The 18,922-nt window shown below is 67.1% G+C and carries 13 protein-coding genes; 5 read left to right on the forward strand and 8 right to left on the reverse strand.

Going from position 1 to position 18,922, the window contains the following annotated elements; genetic code table 11:
- Positions 1 to 66: 66 nt before the first annotated feature.
- Entirely contained in the window at positions 67 to 849 is a 783-nt protein-coding gene (locus tag MKK84_RS10345; protein WP_243919664.1) for a lytic transglycosylase domain-containing protein, read from the reverse strand.
- A gap of 698 nt (positions 850 to 1,547) precedes the next feature.
- Between MKK84_RS10345 and MKK84_RS10350 the strand changes: the two genes are divergently transcribed.
- Positions 1,548 to 2,234, forward strand: coding sequence for a class I SAM-dependent methyltransferase (locus tag MKK84_RS10350; protein ID WP_243919384.1), 687 nt, complete (start codon positions 1,548 to 1,550; stop codon positions 2,232 to 2,234).
- A gap of 48 nt (positions 2,235 to 2,282) precedes the next feature.
- The gene (locus MKK84_RS10355) at positions 2,283 to 2,894 is read left to right on the forward strand and encodes a hypothetical protein (RefSeq protein ID WP_243919386.1); all 612 of its coding nucleotides are present in this window, start codon (positions 2,283 to 2,285) and stop codon (positions 2,892 to 2,894) included.
- 50 nt (positions 2,895 to 2,944) lie between these two features.
- On the opposite strand, the gene MKK84_RS10360 is transcribed toward MKK84_RS10355, so the two are convergent.
- Entirely contained in the window at positions 2,945 to 4,636 is a 1,692-nt protein-coding gene (locus tag MKK84_RS10360) for an aminotransferase class III-fold pyridoxal phosphate-dependent enzyme (RefSeq protein ID WP_243919388.1), read from the reverse strand.
- Positions 4,637 to 4,668: 32 nt separating this feature from the next.
- Here MKK84_RS10360 and asd point away from each other — a divergent pair, with 32 nt between their 5' ends.
- Positions 4,669 to 5,574 carry an archaetidylserine decarboxylase gene (gene asd / locus MKK84_RS10365; RefSeq protein WP_243919397.1) on the forward strand — a complete coding sequence of 302 codons (906 nt, stop codon included), beginning with the start codon at positions 4,669 to 4,671 and terminating at the stop codon, positions 5,572 to 5,574.
- Positions 5,575 to 5,589: 15 nt separating this feature from the next.
- Here asd and MKK84_RS10370 read toward each other — a convergent pair whose 3' ends face one another.
- The 6 genes from MKK84_RS10370 to MKK84_RS10395 form a co-directional block, all read right to left on the reverse strand.
- On the reverse strand, positions 5,590 to 7,257 hold the full coding sequence (locus MKK84_RS10370; RefSeq protein ID WP_243919399.1) for a methyl-accepting chemotaxis protein: 1,668 nt from the start codon (positions 7,255 to 7,257) through the stop codon (positions 5,590 to 5,592).
- A 425-nt stretch (positions 7,258 to 7,682) separates the two neighbouring features.
- Positions 7,683 to 10,127 carry a DNA topoisomerase (ATP-hydrolyzing) subunit B gene (gyrB, locus tag MKK84_RS10375; protein WP_243919401.1) on the reverse strand — a complete coding sequence of 815 codons (2,445 nt, stop codon included), beginning with the start codon at positions 10,125 to 10,127 and terminating at the stop codon, positions 7,683 to 7,685.
- A gap of 178 nt (positions 10,128 to 10,305) precedes the next feature.
- On the reverse strand, positions 10,306 to 11,268 hold the full coding sequence (locus MKK84_RS10380; RefSeq protein ID WP_243919403.1) for an aldo/keto reductase: 963 nt from the start codon (positions 11,266 to 11,268) through the stop codon (positions 10,306 to 10,308).
- A gap of 5 nt (positions 11,269 to 11,273) precedes the next feature.
- Positions 11,274 to 11,918: an MBL fold metallo-hydrolase gene (locus MKK84_RS10385; RefSeq protein ID WP_243919405.1), complete on the reverse strand. Its 645-nt coding sequence runs from the start codon at positions 11,916 to 11,918 to the stop codon at positions 11,274 to 11,276.
- A 587-nt stretch (positions 11,919 to 12,505) separates the two neighbouring features.
- Positions 12,506 to 12,913, reverse strand: a complete 408-nt coding sequence (locus MKK84_RS10390) for a hypothetical protein (protein ID WP_243919407.1) — start codon at positions 12,911 to 12,913, stop codon at positions 12,506 to 12,508.
- A 67-nt stretch (positions 12,914 to 12,980) separates the two neighbouring features.
- Positions 12,981 to 14,648 (reverse strand): alpha-amylase family protein, encoded by a 1,668-nt coding sequence (locus tag MKK84_RS10395; RefSeq protein WP_243919409.1) that lies wholly within the window; start codon positions 14,646 to 14,648, stop codon positions 12,981 to 12,983.
- Between the two features lie 154 nt (positions 14,649 to 14,802).
- Here MKK84_RS10395 and MKK84_RS10400 point away from each other — a divergent pair, with 154 nt between their 5' ends.
- Positions 14,803 to 17,823, forward strand: a complete 3,021-nt coding sequence (locus tag MKK84_RS10400; RefSeq protein WP_243919411.1) for a penicillin-binding protein 1A — start codon at positions 14,803 to 14,805, stop codon at positions 17,821 to 17,823.
- A gap of 17 nt (positions 17,824 to 17,840) precedes the next feature.
- A complete protein-coding gene (locus MKK84_RS10405; RefSeq protein WP_243919413.1) occupies positions 17,841 to 18,920 on the forward strand; it encodes a hypothetical protein in 1,080 nt (359 codons plus the stop codon).
- Positions 18,921 to 18,922 lie beyond the last annotated feature (2 nt).

An 18,922-nucleotide genomic window follows, 5' to 3' on the forward strand; every position in this document is an offset into this window, starting at 1 on the left:
GTTGGAGAGCGCATCACGGTGACGTCCGGGTCAACAGGCCCCGGACGTATGGCTGCGAGCTTGGTTTCAGTCGTTGTCGATCTGGCGCCCCAGGAGCGCGATGGCGCGCTCATAGACCGGCGCGGCGTTCCAACCCTGGATCGCGGCGAAGTTCGGTTCGCCGGGCTGGTAACCCGCACCGGCACGCCACCCGTGCGCCTTCAGGAAGTTGGCGGTGGACGATAGGGCTGCGTTGACATTGTTCAGGTCGCCGGTGCCGTAGGTCAGCACGTTCTTGGGCAGGAACTGCGTATGGCCGACCTCCCCGTGCGCCGCCCCGCGGGTGCTCGGCGTCAGCAGGCCGCGATCGACCAGGGTCAGCGCCGCGTAGAGCTGGTCCGTAAAGTACTCGGAGCGGCGGCAATCGTAGGCGAGCGTTGCCACGGCCGAGAGGGTGTTGACGTTGCCGCGCACGGCGCCGAACCCAGTCTCCATGCCCCAGATTGCCAGGAGCGGCCCCGGCGGGACGCCGTAGCGCTGCTCGATCGAGTCGAACAACGCTGCGTTCTGCCGCTTCAGCACCCGCCCCTTGGAGACGATCGTCGGACCGCCGCGCTTGGCCAGGAACTGGTCGAGCGACAGCTTGAAGCTGTGCTGTCCCCGGTCGGCCGAGATCGTGGCGGTTGAATACGTTGTGTTCTGCAGCGCCGCGAGGCTCGCCGCGCTGGCCCGGCCGCGCGCTTCCTCGGAGAATTCCCGCTTCCAGGTCTCGAAGCCCGCGGCACTGTTGCCGCATTGCGCGGCCTGCGCCTGCCCGGCGCTCAAGGCGATCCCGGCGATGGCCGCTACCGCGAGAGTCTGACGCCGCATAATGTCGATCACGAAACACTCCTTCGGCGCGTCCTCGCGCCTCATCCGCCTGGCGATACCCTGCCACATCTCGGCGATATCAGGGCGAGAAGATGTCGAAGACGCGAACTCCCAAATCCTGCCTTCACACTTGCGCATTCGCTTAACGACTGTTGCATGCCGCGGGTGGCCTGGCCGCTCTTCCGGCAGCGCCGGGACGCGCGCCGATCGGATCGATGATCGCTTTGCCGGCAAGATCTTTACCCAATAGACGGCTCATCGATGCGATGACCTGCCGCGAGTTCGCGCCCCGTGAATTGATTTGCCGACGAAGAGCATTCGTTTCGAATAGTTCTTGCTGCCGTCACAACGTTGTCAAATCTCGGTCATAGCTTTGCCGGCGGAAAAATTGGTCTCCGGAGAAGCGGTGTGGGGCTCATCACGAACACGGCAGTTCGACGCCTAACGCTGCACCGCATCTCCTGATTCGCGTTCAGCGTACCGCAATGTCGGCGATCTCAACGGCGGTGCACCGGTCTCCCCGGCATGCCGGCGCGGTGTCGTCGCGCTGTCCAGGGCAAGGAACCCTGCGATCGCGTCGGCTGGCCTGAGCCGGAGCGAGGTCCGGGCTGGTCGGCCGCGGGCAAGCGCCGAAGACTCGATCCATCCACCTTCATCCCACCAGCTTTCGATCTGGCAGACAGCGAGACTGAACACCCATGGCTATCGGAATGCACGGCACCGGCTCATCGCGCGCAGGCGCGCTCGGCCCCGATCTCGACCGCGACGGTGTCGCCAAGGCCTACGGCCGCTGGGCGCCGGTCTACGATCTGGTGTTCGGGCCGGTCTTCGCCCAGGGGCGGACCCTGGCGGCAGCTGCGGCGGAAAAGGTGGGCGGTCGCATCCTCGAAGTCGGGGTCGGGACCGGGTTGTCGTTGCCGGCCTATCGCCGCGCCCGCAGCATCGTGGGCATCGATATCTCGGCACCGATGCTGGAGAAGGCGCGCCAGCGCGTGGCGCGGCTCGGCCTGCGCACTATCGAGCGCCTCGCCGTCATGGATGCCGAGCACCTCGACTTCCCGGACGCGTCCTTCGACGTGATCGTGGCGCAATACGTCGTCACGGCGGTCCCGAACCCCGAGGCGGCGCTCGACGAATTCGCCCGGGTTCTCCGCCCCGGCGGCGAGATCGTCATCACCACCCGCATCGGCGCCGAGGACGGCCTGCGCCGCACCATCGAGCATGCCCTGGCGCCGATCACGAGCCGCCTCGGTTGGCGGACCGAATTCGCCTGGAACCGCTACGCCGCCTGGGCGGCCGGCGCCCCGGTCGAGATCGTCGAGCGCCGGGCGCTGCCGCCGCTCGGCCATTTCTCCCTCGTCCGCCTGCGCAAGCACGACGCCTGAGTTCCCGCGACGGCACTCCCCCATCATCGTTTCACGAGGACGCACACCATGGCGAGCTTTCTGGAAGCTCTGCGCATCCAGCGCTGGGATGATCACCGGTACTACCACCACAATCGCGTCAACCAGAGCTTGCATGTCGTCAGTGCGATCAGCTTCCTGGTGGCCTACGCCCTGGCGTTCAAGGACCCGGCGACGGCTGCGCTCATCGGCTGGCTGATCGCCATGACGTCTCGGCAGGCCGGTCACTTGTTCTTCGAGCCGAAGGGCTACGACCACGTCAATGACGCCAGCCACGAGCACAAGGAAGAGATCAAGGTCGGCTACAATCTGCAGCGCAAGATCGTGCTACTCGCGATCTGGGCGCTGTCGCCGCTGCCGCTCTACGTCGATCCGAGCTTATTCGGCCTGATCTCGCCGCATCAGACCACGACGGACCTGATCCGCAACGTCGGCTGGATCTGGCTGTGGCTGGCGCTGGCGGGCCTGCTGTTCCGGATGGTGCAGCTGTTCGTCCTGCGCGACGTGCAGACCGGACTCGTTTGGGGCACCAAGATCCTCACGGACCCGTTCCACGACATCAAGCTCTACCACAAGGCGCCGATTGCGCTGCTGCACGGTGAGTTGGTCGAAGAGCACGAGCCGCACGAGCACGGCGCCTGAGATTGCAGCGGACGCCGGGTGTGGACCCGTCCGGCGCTCCTGCGGCCGGATCAGCCTTGATCCGGTGCGCGCAGGCCGAGCCGGGCGCCGAACTTGCCGAGCCGCAAAGCCGCGACCTCCCGCAGGATCGCGCGCCGGATCGCCTTATCGCTCGGCGCACCCGCCTCCCACCAGCCATCGGCTTGCATCGCCGTGGCCGCCGCGACGAACCGCGCCGCCACGACCTCGAACGCGGCGTCGTCATAGGCGAGGCTGAAGATCAGGCGACCGGTCCCGACCCAGGACAGGGCCAGCCCCTCCGCGCGCAGGTAGAATTGCAGCATCCAGTTGTAGCGCGACGGCTTGGTGTACAGGACCGTCCAGACCGTGGACATGTTCGCGACCTGCACCGGCAGGCTGGCTTCCGCCAGCAGGGCGTTGAGGCGCGCCGCGCGCCGGTTCCAAGTCGCGTCGAGATCGGCGTAGAGGGCGGCGACCTCCGGCGTGTCGAGCCGGTCGAGGAACGCGCTCATGGCGCCCATCACGTAGGGATGGGCGTTGAAGGTCCCGCGGGCGAAGCAGATGTCGACCGGGCGGTCGTCCTGGTAGCGGCGCATCAGGTCGGCGCGCCCGCACAGCACGCCGACCGGCAGGCCGCCGCCGAGCGTCTTGCCGTAGGTGACCATGTCGGCCTGGACGCCGAAATACTCCTGGGCGCCGCCGCGGGCGAGGCGGAAACCGAGGAAGACCTCGTCGAGGATCAGCACGATACCCCGGGCAGAGCATACCGCCCGCAGCTCGCGGAGCCATTGCGTGTAGGCGGCCCGGTCGAAGGCGGTTTTGCGCGCGCTGTCGACCAGGGCAGAATCGGCCGGCGCGCCCGCATTGGGGTGCATCGCCTGGAGCGGGTTGACCAGCACGCAGGCGACATCCCGGCGGGACGCGAGGACGCGCAGCGTCCGTTCGGACATGTCGGCCAGGGTGAGCGTGTCGCGTGCCGGGACGGGGTTGCCGATGCCGGGCTGCACCTCGCCCCACCAGCCGTGATAGGCGCCGCACAGGCGCACGATCCGGCGGCGTCCGGTATGGTAGCGGGCGAGCCGCACCGCCTGCATCACGGCCTCGGTCCCGGACATGTGGAACGAGACCTCGTCGAGGCCGGAGAGCGCCTTCAGCCGCGCGACGTTGCCGGTGACTACTGGGTGCAGTGGGCCGAGCACCGGGCCGAGCGCAGCAACGCGCGCGGCCCCCTCCTCCAGGCAGGCCCGGTAGAAGTCGACGCCGAACAGGTTCACCCCGTAAGACCCGGCCAGATCGTAGGCGGTGTTGCCGTCGAGATCCGTGACGGTGACGCCCTCCGAGGCCGCCGCGAAGGCGCCGGTGCCGAGATGCGCGCGCACGTGCCGGGCGTATTGAAACGGCACCCGGTACAGGCCGGTGAATTGCAGATCCGACAGGCCGTCGCGCACGGCCTCGGTCTCGGCGCGGGTGCGCGCGTAGCGCGTCCGGAACAGGTCGGAGAGCCGCGCGAAGCCCGCCTCCCGCCGGACTGCCACGGCCTCGTCCGGATCGTCGGAGCGGAAGAAGGCGCGCTCGGAATAGGCGTAATGCGGAATGAGCCCGGCGACGCGCCGGGCTATCCGGGCATGGCCCGTGAGCGAAGGATGTTTCGCCCGGGACAATCGCAGGCGCTCTGCAGCGCGCGGAAGAGCCAGAACCGCGGTGGCGGCAGTGGCGGACAGGGTGACGAGGAGCGCGGACATCGCCCCGCGCCCTATCGGAGGCAATTCACGGCATGATGACGGTTTCCGGATCGCCGCTGCGGCGGGCCCTGGCGCGGGTCGGCGCCCAGGAGGACCTGAACTTCCTGCTGACCAACTGGCTGCCGCGCCGGCTCGCGACCCGGTTCATGGGCTGGTTCGGCCGCATCGAGCAGCCGCTGGTGCGCGATGTCTCGATCGCCACCTGGCGCCTGTTCTGCGACGTGGACCTCAGTGATGCGCGTGACGCGCGCTTCCCGAGCCTCCACGCGGCGTTCATCCGGGCGCTCCGGCCCGGGGCCCGGCCGGTCGCGGCCGATCCCGCGATCCTCACCAGCCCGAGCGACGGGATCCTCGGTGCCCATGGCCGAATCGAGGCGGGGCGCCTGTTCCAGATCAAGGGGCTGTCCTATCGCCTGGTCGACCTGCTCGGGGGTGATGCGCAGCTCGCCGACGCGCATGAAGGCGGCACCTACGCCACCCTGCGCTTGACCGCCGGAATGTATCACCGCTTCCACGCGCCCCACGATGCGCGGGTCGAATCGATCCGGCACATCTGGGGCGACACGTGGAACGTGAACCCGATCGCCCTGAAGCGCGTCGAAAACCTGTTCTGCCGCAACGAGCGCGCCGTCCTGCGGCTGCGCGTGAAAGAGGCGGGTCACGCGGTCACGCTCGTGCCGGTGGCGGCGATCCTGGTGGCAGGCCTCCGCCTCGGCTTCCTGCCGGAGGGCACGGCCTTGCGCCGGACGGGCGGCCGGACCCTGCCCTGCACGGCCCGCCTCGCCAAGGGTGACGAGATGGGTTGGTTCGAGCACGGTTCGACCATCGTGGTGCTGGCACCGGAGGGATTCACGCTCCTGGCCGAGCTGACCGAGGGCCGAAGCCTGCGCATGGGCGAGCCGCTGATGCGCCTGCCCGCGGCAGCGGGGGCCGGTTGAGGGCCCCCATGGTCGTCAGGCTGCCTGGACGGTTGCGAGATAGTCCGTCACGGCGGCGCTCAGTGCATCCGATTGCCGCGACAGCTCGGTCGCGGCCGTCAGAACCTGGGACGCGGCGGTACCGGTCTCGGCAGCGGCATGCGTGACCGCGCCGATATTGACCGTCACCGCCTGCGTCCCATCGGCCGCCTCGCTGGCGCTGCGCACGATCTCCTGCGTGACGGTCCCCTGCTCTTCCATTGCAGCCGCCACGCCGACCGCGATGGTCCGCAGATCAAGGACCGTGGTGGTTATGGCCTGGATGGCGTCCACGGCGCGAATTGTTTCGCCCTGAATGGCATTCACTTGGCCGGAGATCGTCTCGGTGGCCTTTGCGGTCTGGTCGGCCAGTTCCTTGACCTCCGCGGCGACCACGGCGAAGCCACGGCCGGCCTCGCCGGCCCGGGCCGCTTCGATCGTGGCGTTCAGTGCCAGCAGGTTCGTTTGAGCGGCGATACCCGAGATGAGGCCGATCACGGCTCCGATCCGCTCGGCCCCCTCGGCCAGACCCATGACCAGGGTGTTGGTCTCGTTGGCGGTCGTGGCAGCGCGTTCGGCCATCTCGGAGGAGCGCGTGATCTGACCGTTGATCTCGGCGATCGAGGTCGACAATTCCTCGCTCGCCGCCGCGACGGTCTGGACGTTGGCCGAAGTCTGCTCGGCTGCCGACGAGACCGTGGCGGATTGGGCGGCTGTCTGATCGGCGTTGCGGCTCATCGAACTGGCCGTCGCCTGCATCTCGTCCGCTGCGCTCGTCAGCGTCTGCGTCATGCGTTCGATTTGAGACCGGAACGCCCGTGTCGCCCCATCCAAGACCTCCGCCCGGCGGGCTTTGTCCGCAAGATCCTGCACGGCCGCCTTATCGGCCACGCGTTTGGCGATCAGCGCCTCCCGGAAGATTTCGAGGGCTTTTGCCATGGCACCGATCTCATCGCGCCGCTCGGCTCCGGTCACCTCCGTGTCGAGGTCGCCCGAGGCGAGGCGCATCATTGTCAACGTCGTCTCCTCGATCGGTCGTGTGACCTGAGCGAGGATCACTCTGACTCCATACGCGACCGCGACCACGGCAAGCAGCAGCGCGGCGAGTTGCAGGATGCGCAGGATGTCCGCCAAGGCTTCCGCGCGCTCGAACTCCGCGCGCGCCACGCCGACTTGCAAGTCGATGAGCTTCGTCACCCCCGCCATCGTCGGTGTCGTAGCCTGAAGCAACTTGGCCTTGGCGGACGCGGTGGCGGCGGTGTCCTGGGCCTTCAGAGCGCGGCTCAGATCGTGGACGATGACCGCGTCCCGAACAAGCCGCGGCTTGAGGGCTTCGACGAGGCGCTCCTCATCTGAAGTCAGGTAGGTGGCCAAGTATTCGGACCAGACCTGCATTGAGCGTGCAAGTTGCCGCTCCAGGATGGCAGCGGCCTCGCCCTTGTCCGTCGTTGGCTTATCGATGGATCGCAAGACGACGAGCATAGCATCGTAGGCGTCCCGGAACGTGCTGAACTGGCTGAGCGGTAAAATTCGGTCCTCGACAATCGTATGAAGGCTTCTGTTGCCGCTGCGAAGCGCAAAATTGCCGAGTGCCGCAGAGCCAAGAAGTAGAGTGCCGAGCATCACGAGCAGCGCGATGAGCCGCACTTTGATCGAGATCTTCATGTGAAGGGACAGGTCCTAGGATGCGTAATTTTTCCAAAAGCTTGGGCATCCTAGTGCCGAGCCAGGTAAACTCAAGTGTCCGACTTCGACGCCGCTAATAATTCGATATCTAAGATTTTATACGGATTGATTTAAGGCAAAAAGACTTCGTATCTATTGTTGGCACGCACCGCAGTGGTCGATAGGAGCTCTAGTTTTGCTGAAGATTTCTGATTCCGATCAAAGGCTCTCGAATTTTTGATCTGAGGTCGCCTTTTTCCGAAAACCGGTGACGCCGTTTCGGCAATGGTTCGACGACCGCTTCGTCCACGGCGGCGGCCTCGCGGGTCACGCTGCGCGCGTACGAGTGCGACTCGAAAACGCGACGAGCCGCCGAGCCCGTTTAGGGGCCGGCGGCTCGCTTGCTCGGCGCGGTCGGCGCCGGTCTACACGTCGAGGTTGGCGACGCTCAGGGCGTTCTCTTGGATGAACTCGCGCCGCGGTTCCACGACATCGCCCATCAGCTTGACGAACAGGTCATCGGCGTCGGTGACGTCCTTGACCTTGACCTGAAGCAACGAGCGGACTTCGCGGTCCAGCGTCGTTTCCCAGAGCTGCTGGGCGGTCATCTCGCCGAGGCCCTTGTAGCGCTGGAGCTGCAAGCCCTTGCGGCCGAAGGCCATCACCGCCTCGAACAGGGCGACCGGACCGTGCAGGACGGTCTCATCGGCCTTGCGCATCAGCGTGGCGGGCTCGCCGTAGATCTCGCGGAAGGCGTCCGCCCGCTCGGACAGGCGGCGGGCCTCCTGGGACGCGATGAGGCCGGCATCCAGCGTCGCCACCTGCCGGACACCGCGCAGCGTCCGGCTCAAGCGGTAGCCGCCCTCGAAGGCTTCACCCTGCCAGCCGCGCTCGGTCTCGTCCGCGATGGCATCGAGGCGGCGCGCGGTCACGTCGGCCAGCACCTCCGCCTCGCCCGGATTGTCCGCAACCTCGGCATCGAACGCACCGGCGAGCACCGCCTGCTCGACCACCGAACGATCGTAGCGCGTGTGAAGGCCCTGCAGGATGTTCCGGAAGGTGCGCGCCTCTTCGACGAGGCTCTTGAGCTGAGGGCCGGCGAATTCCGCGCCCGTGGAGAGCCGCAGGATCGCCCCGTCGGTGCCTTGATCGATCAGGTAATCCTCGAGGGCGCGCTCGTCCTTCAAGTAGATCGCCCGGCGCCCGCGTTCGGCTTTGTAGAGGGGCGGCTGCGCGATGTAGAGGTGGCCGCGATCGATTAGCTCCGGCATCTGCCGGAAGAAGAAGGTCAGCAGCAGGGTCCGGATGTGCGAGCCATCCACATCCGCATCGGTCATGATGATGATGCGGTGGTAGCGCAGCTTCTCAGGATTGAAGCCTTCGCGATCTGTGGAGGAGCGTCCGATCCCGGCGCCGAGCGCCGTGATCAGCGTCCCGATCTCGGCCGAGGACAGCATCCGGTCGGCACGCACACGCTCGACGTTCAGGATCTTGCCGCGGAGCGGCAGCACCGCCTGGAAGGTGCGGTCGCGGCCCTGCTTGGCTGAGCCGCCGGCGGAATCACCCTCGACCAGCAGGATTTCGCACTTGGTCGGATCGCGCTCTTGGCAATCGGCGAGCTTGCCGGGGAGCGAGGCGATGTCGAGCGCGCCCTTGCGGGTGACAGTCTCCCGCGCCTTGCGGGCCGCCTCGCGGGCCGAGGCCGCCAGCACCACCTTGCTCATCACCGAGCGGGCCTGCTGCGGATTCTCTTCAAGCCAAGTCGACAGGCCCTCGTTGAGGACGTTCTCCACCGCTGGCCGGACCTCGGAGGAGACGAGCTTGTCCTTGGTCTGCGAGGAGAATTTCGGGTCCGGCACCTGTACGGAGATGACCGCGGTCAAGCCCTCGCGGCAATCCTCGCCGGTGAGCGAGACCTTCTCCCGCTTGGACACGCCTGAGGAATCGGCGTAGCCGGTGATCTGGCGGGTCATCGCGGCCCGGAAACCCGCCATATGGGTGCCGCCATCCCGCTGCGGGATGTTGTTGGTGAAGGGCAGGACCGTCTCGTTGAACGAGTCGTTCCACCAGAACGCGACCTCGACGCGAATCCCGTCGCGTTCCGAGCAAACCACGATGGGATTGCTAATGCCGTCGATCGGCTTGCGGGAGCGATCGAGGTAACGCACGAAGGCTTCGATGCCGCCCTCGTAGTACAGTTCCTCGCGCTTCTTCTCGGCATGGCGACCATCGGTCAGAACGATGCGCACGCCAGAATTGAGGAAGGCGAGTTCGCGCAGGCGCTTCTCCAGCGTCCCGTAATCGAACTCGATCATCGTGAAGGTGTCGGTTGAGGGCAGGAAGGAGACTTCCGTGCCGCGCCGGCCGTTGCCGGGGCCGACCACCTCGAGCGGCGCCACGGCATCGCCATGGCGGAACTCCATCGCGTGCTCCTTGTCGTTGCGCCAGACGCGCAACTTCAGCCACGACGACAGGGCGTTCACGACCGAGACGCCGACGCCGTGCAGTCCGCCGGACACCTTGTAGGAATTCTGGTCGAACTTACCGCCCGCGTGCAGCTGGGTCATGATGACCTCGGCTGCCGAGACGCCCTCTTCCTTGTGGATGTCCACCGGGATGCCGCGGCCATTGTCGGAGACCGTGACGGACCCGTCCGCGTTGAGGGTGACGGTGACGAGATCGGCGTGGCCCGCGAGCGCCTCGTCGATGGCGTTGTCCACCACCTCGTAGACCATGTGGTGGAGACCCGAGCCGTCGTCGGTGTCGCCGATGTACATGCCGGGGCGCTTGCGGACGGCGTCGAGGCCCTTCAGCACGCGGATCGATTCCGCGCCGTAATCGGCGTGCTCGGATTGGGGGGTGTCGGCCATGTACTTCCTCGGGCAGGCGGGCCTTGACGCGACGGAGGGTCTCGCGCCGTCAGGCGCCCACGCCTGAACTCTCACTCGGTCTGCACAATATAGGGGTTCCACCTTGAGTTTGCACGATTTTTGCGCGCTCGCGGTGGGACCGGTGCGTCTTTTCTGAGGCCACCGGCTTAACGCCGCGTTAGCCCTCGATCCCGCCCACGCTCGCCGCGTCGAGCCGGGCGACGGCCTCCGCCGACAGCGTCAGTCCGGCCGCGCCCAACAACTCGTCGAGTTGCGCCACGGAGGTGGCACTGGCGATCGGCGCGGTGATGCCCGGCCGGGCGATGATCCAGGCCAGCGCCACCTGGGCCGGGCTCGCCCCGTGCGCGGCTGCAACCGAATCGAGCGCATCGAGCAACGCGAAGCCCCGCGGGTTGAGGTACTTGGCGACCCGGTTCTCCCGGGCCCGGCCGGCAGCGTCCTGGGCCGACCGATACTTGCCGGTGAGGAAGCCCGCCGCCAGCGAGAAATAGCCGATCACGCCGACTTGCTCGGCCCGGCACAGCGGCTCCAGCTGGGCCTCGTAGCGGCGCTCGGCGAGGCTGTAATCGGGCTGGAGGCATTCGTATCGCGGCAGGCTCGCTGTGGCCGAGAGTGACAGCGCCTCCTTGAGCCGCTTGGCACCGTAATTTGACGCCCCGATCGCCCGGACCTTGCCGTCCGCGATCAGGCGCTCGTAGGCGCGCAGGGTCTCGTCGAGCGGCACGTCGGCATCGTCGAGATGGGACTGATAGAGGTCGATTCGGTCGGTTTGCAGCCGCCGCAGGGACGCCTCGCAAGCCTGCTCGATATGCTGCGCCGACAGGCCTTTCCCGGCCTCGCCCATATCCATGCCGACTTTGGTGGCTAGCACGACCCGGTCCCGCGCGCCCGGGCGGGCCGCGAACCAGCGCCCGATCACCGTCTCGGATTCACCGCCCACGTGGCCCGGCGCCCAGCGGGAATAGACGTTGGCGGTGTCGATGAAGTCGAAGCCGCGTTCGACGAACCGGTCGAGGATCGCGAAGGAGGTCGCTTCGTCGGCAGTCCAGCCGAAGACGTTCCCACCAAGGCAGAACGGCGCGACTGTCAGGTCAGAGCGGCCGATGCGGCGCTTATCCATCGCGGTCAATCCTGCAGAAACGGGTTGGAGACGCGCTCCTCGCCGAGCGTGCTGGTCGGGCCGTGGCCCGGGATGAACGCGATGTCGTCGCCGAGCGGCAGCACCTTTTCCTTGATCGCCCGGATGAGCTGATCGTGGTTGCCGCCCGGCAGGTCGGTGCGGCCGACCGAGCCCTTGAACACCACGTCGCCGACAAGGGCGAAGCGCGCGTCCCGGCTGACGAACACCACGCTGCCGGGGGAGTGGCCGGGGCAATGCAGGATGTCGAAACCAAGTCCGCCCACGGTCACGCCGTCGCCCTCGTCGAGCCAGCGGTCCGGCGTCACGGCTCGGGCTTCGCCGAGCCCGTAATTGGCCGCCGTCTCCGGCAGGGAATCGAGGAGGAACTTGTCGGCCAGATGCGGGCCCTCCACCGGCACGCCGAGGCGCTCGCGCAACTCGTCGGCGCCGGCCGCGTGATCGACATGGCCGTGGGTCAGCAGGATTTTCTCGACTTGCACGCCCTGCTCACGGATCGCCGCCTCGATCCGGTCGAGGTCGCCGCCGGGATCGACGACAGCGCCGATCTTGGTGGCTTCGTCCCAGATCAGGGTGCAATTCTGCTGGAAGGGCGTGACCGGGATGATCCCGGCGCGGGGCGTACCTGGCATGGAGTTCCGCGGGTTGGCCGCGCCGGCTTCGGCGCTCGTGAGGGCGTTCTAGCGCAGAAGACGCGCTGCGGCACCCTTGCCGCGCCCAGCATGATTGCAACGCCATCGCGCGCGGGGCCAAACCGGTGTTCCGACGTCAGCGCCCATGCAGGACCGGTCATCTCCGCTGTGTAGCGCCCGTCACCCGTTCGGACGGTAGCGCAGCCCGCTCATCGATAGTGCGCGCTGAGGACACTCAACCCAATCACCAACACCACCGCCAGGATAAGCGCGATCGCGGCCCGTTTCCGGTCTTCGGCGCGTTCTTCGGCATCTGGCCTGACACAGCCGCAGTGAGGGCAGGCCCAGACACCACCGATGACGGCGTCGCAGGAGTCGCGACGTTCGGGAATGCGGGGTATTTTCCGGCTTCCCATTTCCGTCGGTGACGCTGGTTTCCATCGGCTCGCGACGGCGTGACGCGGCGCTTGGCCCAAGCAGACGTGCGTTTTTTCAGGCGCGGATTCCACTGCATCGATGCCGGCCGTCTCCTTTGGCAACCGGCGTCGCGGCAGGTGACAGCCTTCAATGACCCTTCAACAGGGGTCTCAAGAAACGGGGCCGTCTCCGGCATCCGAGACCACGCGTTCGTCTGCCCCGCCATGCGGCCGGCGGAAGCCGTCCTGGAGCTTCAGCATCTCGGCCATGCCCAGCGCCCGGCTGCTCCACCACGTCTCGGCAGTGTTCGTCTGCGTGAAGCGGTTGTGGGACTTACCGCCATAGGCTCCGAACAGCACCCGTTCCGCATCATCGGAAGCCGGATCGGACCGGTCGATCCGATAGGAAGGCGGAGGGGCCTTGCCGGAGACGGCGATCCGGACCCAGGCGTCACCGTAATGCTTCTGGCACATCCGCATCGTGACCAGCACCTGCCGGAGATAGGCCTCGCCGTCGGGCAGATCGGGCAGGATGTCCGCGATCGTCGCGTCCGGGGGATAGGGCTTCGTCCGGGCCATGGTTCACCTTGCTCCGGCGTGTCCTACCGGTTCGGCCGGCTGAGCGCGAGGCGTGATCGAACATCCTTCATGCCGGGCGGCGCTTCAGCAGCGCGTCGAGCCCGCCGACGCGAAACCAGTGATAGCCGTATCCCTCCAGGAACAGGCAATGCGTGCCGTCGTCCCGGACCTCACTGCGCGAGCCGGTGAGCACGTCGACCAGCACGTCGTGCTCCGGATCCGGGTTGCCGGATGCAAGGGCGATCTCCACCGGCTCCGCCGCGAGATTGTGGATGCAGAGGACCGCGTTGCCGCGCCATTCGTAGCGCAGGGCCAGCACCGAGCTTCGGCCCGTCGGGACCGCGACGACGTCGCCCCAGCCGATCTCGGGGGTCTCCTTGCGCTGGCGGATGATGCTCTGCATCCAGTTGAGCAGCGAATCCTGCTCGTGGCGCTGGTCGGCGACGTTGACGTGGGCGTAGCCGTAGGGGCCGTGGTCGATCACCGGGAGCACGGTGGTGTCGGCCTGCGAGAAGCCGCCCTGGTGCTCACTGGTCCACTGCATCGGCGTGCGGGCGCAGTCGCGCTCCTTCAGGGTGAGGTCGTCGCCCATGCCGATCTCGTCGCCGTAGCGCAGCACCGGTGTCCCGGGGAGGGTGAACATCAGCGAGTAGGCCATTCGTATGCGCCGCGGGTCGCCGGACAGCATCGGCGCAAAGCGGCGGCGAATGCCCCGATCGTAGAGCTGCATGCCCTTCTCGGGACCGAACTCCGCGAACACGGCCTCCCGCTGCGCCTCGGTGAGGCGGCCGAGGTCGAGTTCGTCGTGGTTGCGCAGGAAGATGCCCCACTGGCACGAGAGCGGGCGGGGCTTCGTCTTCTCGATTGCCTTGGCAAGGGGACGCGCGTCATGGGCCGCCAGGGCGTAGAAGCTCGCCTGATTGACCTGGAAGTTGAACATCATGTGCATGCGGTCGGCGTCGTCGCCGAAATAGTCGAAATCCTGTTTCGGCAGGATGTTGGCCTCGGCCAGGATGATGGCGTCGCCCTGGCGCCATTGCAGGAATTCCCGGAAGTCACGCAGCATGTCGAACTGCTCGCGCGGCTTGCCGCCGACATCCGCGCCCTTCTCGGCAATGACGAACGGCACCGCGTCCATCCGGAAGCCCGAGACGCCGAGCTGGATCCAGAAGCCCATGATCTTCAGGATCTCGGCCAGCACCGCGGGGTTCGCGGTATTCAGATCCGGCTGGAAGTTGAAGAACCGGTGGAAGTACCAGGCCTTGGCCTTCGAATCGTAGGTCCAGGTCGTGTCCTGCACGCCCGGGAAGACCATACCCTCGTCGGCGGTGGCGGGCCGCTTGTCCGACCAGACGTACCAGTCCCGGAACGGCGAGTTCGGGTCGGATCGGGCCGCCTGGAACCAGGGGTGCTGGTCTGAGGTGTGATTGACCACGAGGTCGATCAGCACCCGCAGGCCACGCTGCTTGGCCGCATGCGTGAAGGCCACGAAGTCGCCGAGCGAGCCATAGGCGGGATCGACGCCGTAATAATCGGCGATGTCGTAGCCACCGTCCTTCTTCGGCGAGGGCTGGAACGGCATCAGCCAGACCGCGGTGGCGCCCAGGCCCTGGATATAATCGAGGCGGCGTTCCAGCCCGGCGAAGTCGCCGACACCGTCGCCGTTGGCATCCATGAAGGTGCCGACGGAGAGGCAGTAGATGACGGCGTTCTTGTACCACAGGTCGTTGATCATACTGCCCCCCGGCATCGTCGTGCCTTCAGAACGTGAGGCTGGCCCAAAGCGTTGCCGTAAGGCGCGTCCTTAAATCAGCCGCGTTGTGCACGCCCTGTTCGAGCGCGTGCCCGGACGGTCCGGCGCACCCGTTGCGTCCCCGAACCCAGCCTTCATGAACGCCATCCTGATCAAGCTGTTCGCGACTGCGCTGACGCTCAGCCAGGTCACGACCCACCCGGATGCGGTCCGTACCCGATTCGATCCGGCCACCGACGGACCGGAGGTCATACGGCTGCTGCGCGATGGCTGCGCCCACATGCGCAAGAGCTTCGACATCGAGGACATCAACCTCGAAGACCTGATCTCCACCGCGATGGAGGATCCGACGACGGTTGCCGGTCCCTCCGCGCCGAAGATCCTGCACGGTCTCGATATCAACGAGCTGAACGTCAGCTACAAGCAATTCTGCAAGGGCGAGAATCCGCCCAATTCCCCCTTCGACGCGAAGGCGGTGATCGAATTCTACGACAATGCCGTCAAGGACCTGCCAAGCGCCGAAACCCTGCGCGACAAGGCCCTGCCCGGCATGACCCGGATCCTCGACGGCGCGGGGAAACCCTTCGCCGAGGCGTCCGAGCCGAACGGGCGCCGCGTCGTGGTGCCGATCTCGGCAGTGCCGCCGCTGGTGCAGAAGGCCTTCATCGCCGCCGAGGACAAGCGCTTCGAGAGCCATCACGGCATCGACGAGCGCGGCGTGATCCGCGCCTTCATCGGCAACCTCGCCTCCCCGGGCCGGCCCGCGGGCGGCTCGACCATCACCCAGCAGGTGGTCAAGAACTTCTCCGTGGGCGACGACGTCACCTACGAGCGGAAGATCCGCGAGATGATCGTCGCCTCGCGGCTCGAGCGGATCCTCGCCAAGCCGCAGATCCTCGGTCTGTATCTCAACGGCATCTATCTCGGCCGTGGCGCCTACGGCATCGAAATGGCGGCGGAGAGCTATTTCGGAAAGCCGGTCGGCCAGCTCACCTTGCCGGAGGCAGCCCTGCTCGCCGGCATGCCCAAGGGCCCGAACTTCTACAGCCCCGACAAGTACCCCGAGCGGGCGCGGGAGCGCCGGGCCTACGTGCTGTCACGCCTGAAGGAAGAGGGCACGATCACCGAGGCCGAGATGAGCGCCGCGATCAAGTCGGATCTCGGCCTGAAGTCGATCGAGTCCGCGCGACGCGATTCCGGGTTCTACGCGGTCGATTTCCTCAATCGCGAGGCGCGGACTTTCGCGGGCGTCGATTCCCTGACAGCCGGCTCGTTCACAGTGCGCTCGACGATCAATGCCGGCCTGCAGCGGGCCGTCGAGGAGGCGCTGCAGGACGGTCTCGCCAACTACGAACGTTCCACCGGCCGCCAAGCCTTCACCGGCCCTGAGCTCAACCTCGCCGACAGCGTCCGCCGCATCCAGGCCGCAACGCCGGCCCCCGAGGCATCGCCGCAATCGGCCCCCTCGGTCACGGGGGCCCGGGCGGATGCCGTCAAGCCGGACGCCAAGACGCTTCGGTCTGCGAAGATCATCGCCACGCCGCAGCGGAAACCCGCTTGGCTGGTGGCGCTGGAGAGCGCGCGACCGGTTCTCTACGATGTCCGCTGGCCCATGGCGGTCGTGCTGGAGACGGGGCGCGGCGGCATCAAGGTCGGGCTCTCGGACGGGCGCACCGCCTCCCTCGACGCCGGTATCGCCCGCGGCAAGCTGCAGCCCTACGATGTGGTGCGTGTGAAGGTCACGCAGGGCAAGGGCGGCCCACACGCGCAGCTCCGCGTCCGGCCGACCGTCCAGGGGGCGGCTGTGGTCATCGAGAACCAGACCGGCCGCATCCTCGCCATGGCGGGCGGCTTCTCCTACCCGCTGAGCCAGCTCAACCGCGTCACGCAGACGGTGCGCCAGCCGGGTTCGACCCTGAAGCCGCTGACCTATCTGGCCGCCCTCAATGCCGGCCTGCAGCCGAACACGCTGGTGATGGACTCGCCCGTCACCCTTCCGCCGATCAACGGGACCGGCGATTCCTGGTCTCCGAAGAATTACGAGGGCAGCGGCTCTGGCCCCACGACGCTCCGGCGCGGGTTGGAATTCTCCAAGAACCTCGTGACCGCCCGCCTCCTGCAGGGTGGTATCGCCTCGAAGGCGCCGGCAAGCCTCAAGCGCGTCTGCGAGATCGCCCTCGAAGCGCAGATCTACGCCGAGTGCGAACCCTACTACCCCTTTGTCCTGGGCGCGCAGCCGGTGCGGATGCTCGACCTTGCGGCCTTCTACGCGGCGGTGGCCAACGAGGGGGCGCGGCCGACACCTTATGCCCTCGAATCGGTCGAGCGGGACGGTAAGCCGCTCTATACGCATGCGGCCCGCGAACCAGTCCGGATTGGCTCGGCCGACCGGGTATCATTCTACCAGCTCAAGACCATGCTCCAAGGCGTCACCCAGCACGGCACCGCTGCCGCGTTGTCGAAGGTCTCGGCCTTCGTGGCCGGCAAGACCGGTACGTCGGAGAACGAGAACGATGCGTGGTTCGCGGGTTTGACCAACGAGATTTCAGTGGTGGTCTGGGTTGGCTACGACAATGCCGACGGCAGCCGGAAAACGCTCGGCCGCGGCCAGACCGGCGGCCACGTCGCGGTTCCGATCGCCTCGTCCATCCTGCAGGCGGCCTGGGCCAACGGCGTGCCGAAGACGCCATTGAAGGGTCCCACGTCCGAGGCGCGGCCGTTCATCGCCGACTTGGCAATCGATCCCCGCAGCGGTGTCCGGGTCGCGGGCGGCGGATTTATCGAGCATTTCCGTACCAGCGGCGACGGCAGGATGGCCGACACACAGTACCGCCTCGTCCCCCGCGAGACGCTCTACGCCATGCGACCGGACGCCGAGGATGGCGACCTGGGCGGTGCCGAGGACGGCGCGAGCGTGGCGGGCGACTACTACGGCACCATGACCGGCGAGCGTGCGCCCGCGGACCCGCTCGACCCGTTCGGAGACCGTCCGCCGCCGCGCAGCCGCCGTGCGCAGGGGGATCTGGATCCGTCCGGCCAGGACCCGTACAGGCCGTGGCCGGGCCAGGCCGCGCGCTCGCCGTTCGGGGATGACGGCGTGCGCAGGCCGCGCCGCCGTGATCCGGACTACCTGTTCGGCGAAGATTCCGGCTTCTGACCGCCCCTCCCCGTAAGATGAGACACCCGTTGCGAATGCAGCTTCCCGCCGCCCGAGTTCCCGCGGCTTTTGCCCTTGCGCTGCTGGCCGCGATTCCGGCCCGCGCGCAGACGCCCGCCGCCAATACCGCGCCCGCCCCCGCGGCCGACCGGATCAAGGAGGTGCCGTCGGTCGCATCCGTCGACCCGGCGACGATCAAGCCGGGCCAGATCCTGTTCACCGACCATCGCGACAAGCCGACGACCCCGGAGAACGGGCTGATCCCGTATCTCGACTGGCAGAAGGTGCGTCCGGCCGAGGCGGCGGTGCTCGCCCCCTACCCCGGCTATAAGGAGCCCGACTACACCGTCACGGTGAACGGCGTGACCAAGCCGCGGCACGAGACCCTCAAGATCTACGTGGCGGAGGGCCGCTTCGTCGTTCCGCGGCCATCCGAGTCGATCGACAGCGCGTCCTACGCCAATCTCGCCTTCGTCCAGAAGATGGATCCGGCGATCAAGCACCGCGCCGTCTCCTCCGCCGAGGTGACGCCCAACAAGGATCCGGCCGCTGCTTTCGCCAAGCGGCCCGACCGACCCTGGTGCGAGGGCGCCGGCGCCTGCATCGAGTCGCGATACGATCTGGAAGGCAAGCTTCCGCTTGGCGTAAAGCTTGCCAACAAGCTTGAGGAAGGTTCGGCCAAGAAGATAGCCGAATTTGTCTCGTTCCAGAGCGAGTTGCGGATGCTCGGGCCCGACCAGGACGGGCCGCTCCGAGCCCTGACCAAGATCGACACGCCTGTGACTGGCGGGCTGGAGCAGACGATCTTCTGGGTCAACCAGATCCTGCGCTTCGGCAAGTTCCTGGCGGTGTTCCAGCCGATGCCGAATGACCCGGGCAAGACGGTCGTTACCACCTACATGGCGCTCGCCATCAAGGGCGATGTGCTCGACCGGAAGGCGGAATACGCCCGGGTGCCGGTGCTGAAGAACCTACTGCCCGCCCAGGTGCTGATGGGCAATTCGAGCTTCAACACCGGCACGTCGATCAGCGCCGGGCTGCCGATCTACGCTAGGAACCGGATCACCACCTTCGCGGACGCGCTGACGAAGCGCTGACG

Origin of the sequence: Methylobacterium sp. E-065 (genome assembly GCF_022829605.1) — a bacterium.
Lineage (GTDB): Bacteria > Pseudomonadota > Alphaproteobacteria > Rhizobiales > Beijerinckiaceae > Methylobacterium.

What these genes read in the sequence shown, in the direction of transcription:
- MKK84_RS10345 (WP_243919664.1), bottom strand. Translation starts at nt 849, where the DNA reads ATGCGGCGTCAGACTCTCGCGGTAGCGGCCATCGCCGGGATCGCCTTG.
- MKK84_RS10350 (WP_243919384.1), top strand. Translation starts at nt 1,548, where the DNA reads ATGGCTATCGGAATGCACGGCACCGGCTCATCGCGCGCAGGCGCGCTC.
- MKK84_RS10355 (WP_243919386.1), top strand. Translation starts at nt 2,283, where the DNA reads ATGGCGAGCTTTCTGGAAGCTCTGCGCATCCAGCGCTGGGATGATCAC.
- MKK84_RS10360 (WP_243919388.1), bottom strand. Translation starts at nt 4,636, where the DNA reads ATGTCCGCGCTCCTCGTCACCCTGTCCGCCACTGCCGCCACCGCGGTT.
- asd (WP_243919397.1), top strand. Translation starts at nt 4,669, where the DNA reads ATGATGACGGTTTCCGGATCGCCGCTGCGGCGGGCCCTGGCGCGGGTC.
- MKK84_RS10370 (WP_243919399.1), bottom strand. Translation starts at nt 7,257, where the DNA reads ATGAAGATCTCGATCAAAGTGCGGCTCATCGCGCTGCTCGTGATGCTC.
- gyrB (WP_243919401.1), bottom strand. Translation starts at nt 10,127, where the DNA reads ATGGCCGACACCCCCCAATCCGAGCACGCCGATTACGGCGCGGAATCG.
- MKK84_RS10380 (WP_243919403.1), bottom strand. Translation starts at nt 11,268, where the DNA reads ATGGATAAGCGCCGCATCGGCCGCTCTGACCTGACAGTCGCGCCGTTC.
- MKK84_RS10385 (WP_243919405.1), bottom strand. Translation starts at nt 11,918, where the DNA reads ATGCCAGGTACGCCCCGCGCCGGGATCATCCCGGTCACGCCCTTCCAG.
- MKK84_RS10390 (WP_243919407.1), bottom strand. Translation starts at nt 12,913, where the DNA reads ATGGCCCGGACGAAGCCCTATCCCCCGGACGCGACGATCGCGGACATC.
- MKK84_RS10395 (WP_243919409.1), bottom strand. Translation starts at nt 14,648, where the DNA reads ATGATCAACGACCTGTGGTACAAGAACGCCGTCATCTACTGCCTCTCC.
- MKK84_RS10400 (WP_243919411.1), top strand. Translation starts at nt 14,803, where the DNA reads ATGAACGCCATCCTGATCAAGCTGTTCGCGACTGCGCTGACGCTCAGC.
- MKK84_RS10405 (WP_243919413.1), top strand. Translation starts at nt 17,841, where the DNA reads ATGAGACACCCGTTGCGAATGCAGCTTCCCGCCGCCCGAGTTCCCGCG.